1 protein-coding gene is annotated in these 205 nt (G+C 35.6%); it reads right to left on the bottom strand.

What is annotated here, in order from left to right:
- A partial coding sequence (locus IDG64_RS15745; protein WP_206171386.1) for a DDE-type integrase/transposase/recombinase occupies positions 1 to 205 on the bottom strand: 205 nt, incomplete at both ends.

Genomic DNA, 205 nt, shown 5'->3' with positions numbered 1-205 from the left:
CTTGCTCAATGAGGTTATTCAGATATTTCGATGTACAATGGCAGTCAGGTTTAAGTTTAAAAGCTTTAATTACTTTAACCATTGCTACCTTCGTTGAAGGTGCCTGATCTGTAACTACCTTTTGAGGTTTACCAAATTGTTTAATGAGACGTTTGATAAACGCATATGCTGAATGATTATCTCGTTGCTTACGCAACCAAATATC

Source organism: Staphylococcus sp. EG-SA-15 (assembly GCF_017151895.1).
GTDB lineage: Bacteria > Bacillota > Bacilli > Staphylococcales > Staphylococcaceae > Staphylococcus > Staphylococcus aureus.
Note: the sequence above shows the minus strand (reverse complement) of the source record. Positions and strands in the feature narration are given on the sequence as shown.